This is a genomic window from Flavobacterium sp. (assembly GCF_044361015.1).
In the GTDB taxonomy this organism is placed as follows: Bacteria; Bacteroidota; Bacteroidia; order Flavobacteriales; family Flavobacteriaceae; genus Flavobacterium.
Genome location: NZ_JBIKJL010000078.1, coordinates 1 through 8,025, shown reverse-complemented (window position 1 = coordinate 8,025; position 8,025 = coordinate 1). Strand labels below are relative to the sequence as shown.

The following is an 8,025-nucleotide window of genomic DNA, read 5'->3' as shown; positions in this document are numbered from 1 at the left end:
TTTTATCAAAAGTTTCTTCAATTATATTTTTTTTGTTCTGAGCAAAAATTGTTGAAGTTAAAAAAAACGATATTAGGATTATATATTTATTCATTTGTTGCATTAAGTTATTGAATTCGTCGTCGGTACGGCAAAATTGCCACTAACTAGTTAATATCATCAAATATATACAACTTTTTCATACTTTTCAAAAATTAATCAAGTTTTTTCTTATGAATTCCCTCCGTTAAACGGTCTAGCGGACTCATAATCTTATTCACAGCACTCGCACTAACATGCGTGTAAACGGTTGTGGTCTTTATACTTGCATGACCCAAAAACTTCTGGATGTAACGAATATCAGTGCCATTCTCCAATAAATGCGTAGCAAAACTATGGCGTAAGGTGTGAACAGTTGCTTTTTTCTCTAATCCCGATTTCTTCAATGCCTCCCGCATCACCGCCTGAACACTACCAATGCTATAAGGCTCGCCGGCAAATTGTCCTTCAAATACATATTTTTTTGTTTGATACAAACTTCGGTAGTATTCTAATGAATTTACAATAGAGTAGGGAAGCATAACCATTCTGTCTTTCTTTCCTTTGGCATTTTTAATATGAATTTTGTGTTCAGCAAATAAAATGTCCTGCCATTCCAAACTCACAATCTCACTTACTCGCAAACCCGCACCATAACCAATCAATAACAACAACTTATGTTTCGGATTATCAACCACTCGAAAAATTTGTAAACATTCCTCCATCGTTAAAACTGACGGAAGCTTCTTTTCTTTCTTAGGTCGTGGCAACCGCAATTCAAAACCCGGTATATGCAATACCTGTTGGTAATAGAACAACAACGCATTCACCATCGAATGTCCCGAGGCTGCACTCAAACCACGTTCCATCAACGAGGATAAATATTTTACGGTTTCCTGATATCCAATATCTTTCGGATTTCGATAACCATGATCTCTCAAAAATTGTAAAAAACTATGCGTATATGTTCGCAAAGTCGAACTGCTGTAATTCAACGCCAGCAACATATCCACCATGCTCGAAACATAAACATGAGCCACTTCCGGAACCTGTTCAAACAAACGTGACTTTGTTTGACTCAAATCTAATTGTTTTCGATTCACCACATTTCGCTTGTTTAAATAGCCTTCCGGTAGCTCCGAAACTATCAAAATACGATTTGGTTCAAAATGCAACAACAAAGCCTCATAAACCTGCGGAGTAGCAGGCAACAAATAACACGACCTGATCTTGCTATAGCGAACCATAGACAAACGTTTCACCTTTTCTCGAATCACCAAAATATCTGGAACAAAAACTTCCATCCATTTTAAATCCTCCAAGTGGGTTTTCAAAACAATCGATTTTCCTTCAAAAACAACCTCTTTCTCTAAATAGTCTTCCGGAAAAAAGTGAGAAACCTCTAAAATACGCTCCAAAGCTTCCTTCACTTTCGGATTTCGCATCGCCATATAAACCTTGTAACCCGAGTGCCAATAAACGCCCTTAACCAATTTCAGTTGATTAACAATGCCTTGAACATAACGCATCTTAAAAACCCAATATTTTCCTAAATTTGGTAATAATTCTACTGGCAACTTTTGGGCTAACGATGATTCTTTCGTTATATGATCAGGGTTGTTCAAATTTTCAAAAGAACCTAACTGACTTTCGCTTTTGGCTATGGGTGGAAGGTCACGGCTACTCTCTTCGCCGGCCACCGGTTGCAGAATGTGTAAATTGGGAAATAAAGCTTTAAGTTGGTAATAAGCAGCTTTGTTGTAATCAATGTACCAACATTGAAAAGTTTTACTGTAAATAGCACCAATCCCTTTTAATTGTTGCTGTATTGCATAATTCTTAAAAAAAAAGATACCTATGCGAACCGCTCCCTTGTGCTCGATTTTTCGGATAGTTAAATTCATATGGCGTATAATTAAAAAACAAATATATAAAAAAAAATGATAAAAAAGGGGCTAAGTAACTGAGGGGCTGAGAGGCTGAGTTATACTTTTACTTAATGATTCTTAAAAAAACTGAACTTATTAATGTTAAAAAAGGGAATCGAAGTAAGATTTTATTCCTTTTTAATATCTGCATTTTCTGTTTTTCTAATGAAATCGTATTGTTTTTGAAACTTTGTGTCTTGGTTCCCGAAGTCTCGGGATTGCAAGAAACAAAAAAGCAAAGCGTTTTTATGTTATTAGTGCCTTCTTTATACCCATTGTGGTAAAAAACAACCAAATCTCAAAAAAATAGTCAATTCCACCAAACCCTGTCAAATGAAGTCAAATTGTGTCAAAAAAAGCAAAGTGTCTTTTTTGCTTTGCGAAAACTCAAAAAAAAAAGTGATTTTGCGTTTACTGTGACTCCTTTGCGAACTTTTCGATAAAAAAAGAAACTAAAATCAATAGGAAAAACGTTTAAAAGTTGTGAATGCCTAAAATAGAAAAAAAGGGGAGTGAACTTTAATCAATCCGTTCAAATCCATCTACCGCGAAGCGATATGAGTAAAAAATCCCATTAATCCTTTTACTCCTTATTCCAATCCCATAACTAAAAACTATCTAGTAAACCAATCACGCATAAAGCCAAATATAAAACTTACCCCGGTTTTTTTTCTCCTTTTAGGGTTGGGGAAAAGAAAAAAACAGCAATGCAAACAACCCAAACCTCACTCAAAAACCATTGTTTAAAACCTTGTTCATAATAAACACAAGCATTCACTCGTTTCATCAGTAAGCAAACCCTAAATTTGTAAATCAATCAATAATGAAACTTATGCAAAAGCAAAACTGGCTACTACTTTTCCTCACAATGGCAATCAATTTCGCAGCCATCGCTCAAAAAACCGAAATTTATACCAACAATTTAAAGGAATACAACCGGGCTGTAGAGTTATACAAAGAGAAACAATACCAATCGGCCCAAATCATCTTCAAAAACGTCAAAGAACAAATCAACAACTACGAAGTACAATCTGATTGTGCCTACTATATCGCAAACTGTGCCATCCGATTAGACCAGCCCAATGCTGATTTACTCATGGAACAATTTGTAACAAACTACCCCACCAGCTCTAAACACAACCAAGCCTTCATTGAAGTCGCACATTATTACTTCGAAGTAGGCAAGTTCCCCCAAGCTCTCCAATGGTTCGAAAAAGTAGACGAAAGCAACCTCACCGCAGCAGAAATAGAAAAGTTTAACTTTCAAAAAGGCTACGCAAACTTCTACGGCGGAAAGAAAAAAGAAGCAACAAACTATTTTAACAAAGTCGTCAACTCCAAAGAATATGGCTCACAGGCCAAATATTACCTCGGCTACATGTCCTATGAAAAAGACGACTACAAAGTAGCAAACGAGTATTTCGAACAAGTTGAAGGTGAACAGAAATACAAAGAAAAAATGTCCTATTACCAAGCCGACATGAACTTCAAACTCGGAAACTTTCAAAAAGCCATCGACTTAGGAACAGTTGCCTTATCAAAAAGCGACGCACAAGAAAAATCAGAACTCAATAAAATCATTGGCGAAAGCTATTTCAACCTTAAACAATACGACAAAGCCATCCCTTACCTTAAAGACTACAAAGGCAAAAAAGGAAAGTGGAGCAATACCGACCTTTACCTCTTCGGCTATTCCTATTACAAACAAGGCGACTACGAAAACGCAATTGCCCAGTTCAATAAAATCATCAACGGAAACGATGCTGTGGCACAAAATGCCTATTATCACCTTGGCGAAAGCTATTTAAAAACAGACAAAAAGCAACAAGCCCTAAATGCCTTCAAAAACGCATCTGAAATGCCTTTTGATGTAAAAATACAAGAAGATGCCTTCCTAAACTATGCTAAATTGAGCTACGAGATAGGCAATTCATACCAAACCATTCCCGGAGTGTTGTCAGCCTTTCTCGAAAAATACCCAAACAACCCCAATAAAGAAGAAATCGAAACGCTTTTAATCAACTCGTTCATCACTTCTAAAAACTACAAAGGAGCATTAGAGTTAATCGAAAAGAATAAAAGTTTCACGAACAAGCAAGCCTATCAAAAGGTTACCTTTTACCGCGGATTAGAACTCTATACCGACGGCGATTTTACCGAGGCCATGAAGATGTTCAAAAAATCAATCGCAGAGCCTCGCAATGCCAAGTTCACCGCACGGGCAACCTTTTGGAAAGGAGAAATAGAATACGTCCTTGACAACTTTACCGAAGCATTAATCACTTTTAAACAGTTTCTCGGTTTCCCGGAAGCTAAAACAACACCCGAATTCAAAAACATCCATTACAATATCGGATATGCCCATTTCAAATTAAAAGAATACGAACAAGCGGCCACACAATTTCAAAGCTATATCGACGCCTCGAATGACGATAAAGTCCGCCTCAACGACAGTTACCTCAGAATGGGCGATTGTTATTTCGTATCCTCAAAATATTGGCCTGCATTAGAAGCCTATAACAAAGCCATCGAACTAAAAGGAGTCGATGCTGATTATGCCTCCTATCAAAAAGCATTAAGCTATGGCTTCGTAAACAAAAATGACAAGAAAATCGAAGACTTAAACACCTTTCTTAAAAACTATCCTAAATCACAATATCGGGATGATGCCCTTTTTGAACTCGGAAACACCTACACCAACCAAAACAAAACGGATTTGGCCATTAAAACCTATGACCAGTTGATCAATGAATACAAAAACGGCTCCTTTGCAGCAAAAGCTATTCTTCGTCAAGGATTAATCTATTACAATGATAACAAACCACAACTAGCCATCACAAAATTGAAAAAAGTAGCGGCCGATTATCCCCGAACTCCCGAAGCAATGGAAGCCGTGACAACCGCTCGCCAAATTTATGTGGACACCGGCAATGTAAGCGATTATGCTGATTGGGTAAAAACCCTAGACTTCGTTGAAGTTACCGACGCAGACCTAGACAATACTTCCTATGAATCAGCCGAAAAACAATATTTGCAAAACAATGCAAAAGGAGCCATCACCGGGTTTAGTAATTATGTAACTAAATTTCCAAACGGCATCCATGCCTTAAACGCAAACTTCTACTTAGCTCAACTTTATTTTGCTGATGGTCTTGAAAACAACGCTATTCCAAACTATGAATACGTAGTATCTAAGCCAAGAAGCGAATTTACCGAGCAAAGTTTAGCCCGTTTAACTGAAATTCACCTCAAGAAAAAGGATTACAACAAAGCAATCCCTGCTTTGAAACGATTAGAAACCGAAGCTGATTTTCCTCAAAACGTCACCTTCGCTCAATCGAACTTGATGAAATCCTATTACGAACAAAAAAACTATACAAACGCAGTGATCTATGCAGATAAAGTAGGAGCAAACCCAAAAGTAGACGATAGAATCAAAAGTGATGCACAAATCATCATTGCTCGTTCAGCCATCAAAACAAATGACGAAGGCAAGGCAAAAGCAGCTTATGCTAAACTGCAAACCATTGCAAAAGGCGAGTTAGCGGCAGAAGCTCTTTATTACGATGCCTACTTCAAAAACAAGGAGGCAAAGTATGAACCATCAAATGTAGCCGTACAAAAACTTACAAAAGACTATTCCGGCTACAAATACTTTGGAGCAAAAGGACTTGTCTTGATGGCAAAAAACTTTTATGCCTTGAAGGACAGCTTCCAAGCAACATACATACTTGAAAGTGTCATTAGTAACTTCACCGACTATACGGATGTCATTGAAGAAGCACAAAAGGAGCTGGACATCATCAAAGTAGAAGAATCTAAACGAAATTCATCCATCCAAAACTAATATATACCACAAAAAATAAACGATATGAAGAGTTCAAATCTATATAAATCAATCACGGCACTGTTTCTTTTGGGTAGCCTGCTGGGTTATTCGCAAAAGAAGGATGAAAACATAGGTACCGAAGTAGTGAATGTAGTAAAACCCTATACCGCCACCATCTCCGATGCCTTCAAGGTAAAAGAAACACCTGCCCTCGACGACGATGAGAATACCAAGAAAGAAAATATTCAATACAACATATTTTCTTTTCCGGTCGCCTCCACATTCACCCCCGCAAAAGGAAAAGCAGAAGGTGTTGACAAAACAAGAAGAGATAAACTCTTTAGTAATTACGCCACGCTCGGTTTTGGAAACTACGGAAGAGTAATCGGTGAGTTGTTTATCACTGAAAACATAAGCAGTACGGATTACATTGGTGGAATGTTTCGCCATCATTCCTCACAAGGCGGAATAAAAGAAGTCGTCTTAGAAGATAGTTTCTATAACACCTCTGTTGATTTAACTTACGGTAGTCAACAACGAAGCTACAATTGGAATCTAGATTTAGGATATCAAAATCAAATCTACAATTGGTATGGAATTGATCAAACTTATTTCAACCAAGATGCAACCTTCTATGCTCAAATCGCTCCTGACCACATGTTCCACAACGCTTATTTAGGAGGAAAAATAGCTTTTGAAGATAGTTTCTTCACCGGAGCAACCATGAAGTTTAATCGCTTTTGGGATGATAACGGTTCAGCAGAAAATCGCTTTTACATCAAACCCTCTTTTGTGGTAGATATCAATGAATTTGCCATCAAAACAAATGTTGTTGTTGATTACGTGGCAGGAAGTTTCGACAACGATTACTTTAACAACGAAGGATACAAATACGGGTTTACTAATTTCGGTATAAATCCATCTGTCACTTTAAACCAAGATGATTTATCATTAAACATCGGAGTTTCCCTTTTCTACAGTGCCGATTTAGAAAATAGCGACAGCAAATTTTTTGTTTATCCAAACATTTCTGCTTCCTATAAAATCGTTGGCGACTTAATGATTTTATATGCCGGAGCTGAAGGAACCTTACAACAAAACAGTTACAGAGAGTTCACAAACGAAAACCCATTCCTGTCTCCCACAATCATCGTTGCTCCCACCGATAGACCCTACGACATCTTTGCCGGATTAAAAGGAAAGCTGGCCGGTAATGTAAGTTACAATGTTCGCGGTTCCTTCATGCAGGAAAAGGGGAGAGCACTGTTTAGAAATAACCCTTTCCCTAATGCCACAACCCCTGACTTAGAGATTACAGCGAAAGGCTACCAATTCGGAAACTCCTTTGAGGTCATTTACGACGACATGCGAACAGTTAGTTTCTTTGGCGAGCTAAAAGCAGACTTCTCTAAAAACATCTCCGCCTCAATACAAGGAACCTTCAGTAGTTTTTCAACAAATAATGAGATAGAAGCTTGGAATCTGCCTTCCATAACCCTAAATGCAAACCTTGATTTAACGATTACTGAAAAGTGGTATGCAGGAGCCAGTTTATTCTTTGTTGGCGAAAGAAAAGACCAAATGATAGCTCCGGGAGTCAACGATCCTGCGTTTTATGATTTCTCAACAATTACAGTAAAAAGTTATTTTGATGTCAATGCTCACGTAGGTTATAAATTCAATGAACGATTAACGTTCTTTTTAAAAATGAATAATATGTTCAATCAATCCTACGAAAAATGGATGAATTATCCTGCTCAACAATTCCAAATTGTGTTGGGAGCGAATTATAAATTTGATTTTTAAAAAAGGCACTAAGGTTCTAAGGAGCTAAGGTACTGAGGCAAAATAGAACCTCTATAACCTTAGCACCTTAGTACCTCAGAACCTTAGCACCTTTAATATGAAACAACAAATTATCCACCACTATAACCACTACCTGAACAACCGCATCAATTCCTTACGCGAAATGATTGTAGATTTAACCGAAGACTCCTTGAACGATGCCAAAGGTTCTGCCGGCGACAAACACGAAACGGGTTTGGCAATGATGCATCTGGAACAGGAAAAACTAAACCGAAAACTTTTGGAGGTTGTAGATACTCAAAATAAATTTTTAAAAATCGATTACTCCATTGTGTCCAACCAGATTATTTTGGGAAGTTTAATTGAGGCCAACGACACCTTTTTCTTGATGGCTGTTGCATTGCCTAAAATTGAAGTGGATGGCAAATCTATTTTTGGAATGTC

At 37.5% G+C, this 8,025-nt stretch carries 4 protein-coding genes; 3 read left to right on the top strand and 1 reads right to left on the bottom strand.

What is annotated here, in order from left to right; translation table 11 throughout:
* Positions 1-194: 194 nt before the first annotated feature.
* Positions 195-1,922, bottom strand: a complete 1,728-nt coding sequence (locus ACIQ2Z_RS12070; protein WP_396184412.1) for a tyrosine-type recombinase/integrase — start codon at positions 1,920-1,922, stop codon at positions 195-197.
* A gap of 856 nt (positions 1,923-2,778) precedes the next feature.
* Here ACIQ2Z_RS12070 and ACIQ2Z_RS12065 point away from each other — a divergent pair.
* The 3 genes from ACIQ2Z_RS12065 to ACIQ2Z_RS12055 all read left to right on the top strand — a co-directional run.
* A complete protein-coding gene (locus tag ACIQ2Z_RS12065) occupies positions 2,779-5,793 on the top strand; it encodes a tetratricopeptide repeat protein (protein ID WP_396184411.1) in 3,015 nt (1,004 codons plus the stop codon).
* Positions 5,794-5,817: 24 nt separating this feature from the next.
* Positions 5,818-7,581, top strand: a complete 1,764-nt coding sequence (locus tag ACIQ2Z_RS12060; protein ID WP_396184410.1) for a TonB-dependent receptor — start codon at positions 5,818-5,820, stop codon at positions 7,579-7,581.
* Between the two features lie 97 nt (positions 7,582-7,678).
* A partial coding sequence (locus tag ACIQ2Z_RS12055; protein WP_396184409.1) for a hypothetical protein occupies positions 7,679-8,025 on the top strand: 347 nt, incomplete at its 3' end.

Excerpts from the sequence above, each read along its gene's own strand:
- ACIQ2Z_RS12070 (WP_396184412.1), bottom strand. The coding sequence starts at position 1,922 with ATGAATTTAACTATCCGAAAAATCGAGCACAAGGGAGCGGTTCGCATA.
- ACIQ2Z_RS12065 (WP_396184411.1), top strand. The coding sequence starts at position 2,779 with ATGCAAAAGCAAAACTGGCTACTACTTTTCCTCACAATGGCAATCAAT.
- ACIQ2Z_RS12060 (WP_396184410.1), top strand. The coding sequence starts at position 5,818 with ATGAAGAGTTCAAATCTATATAAATCAATCACGGCACTGTTTCTTTTG.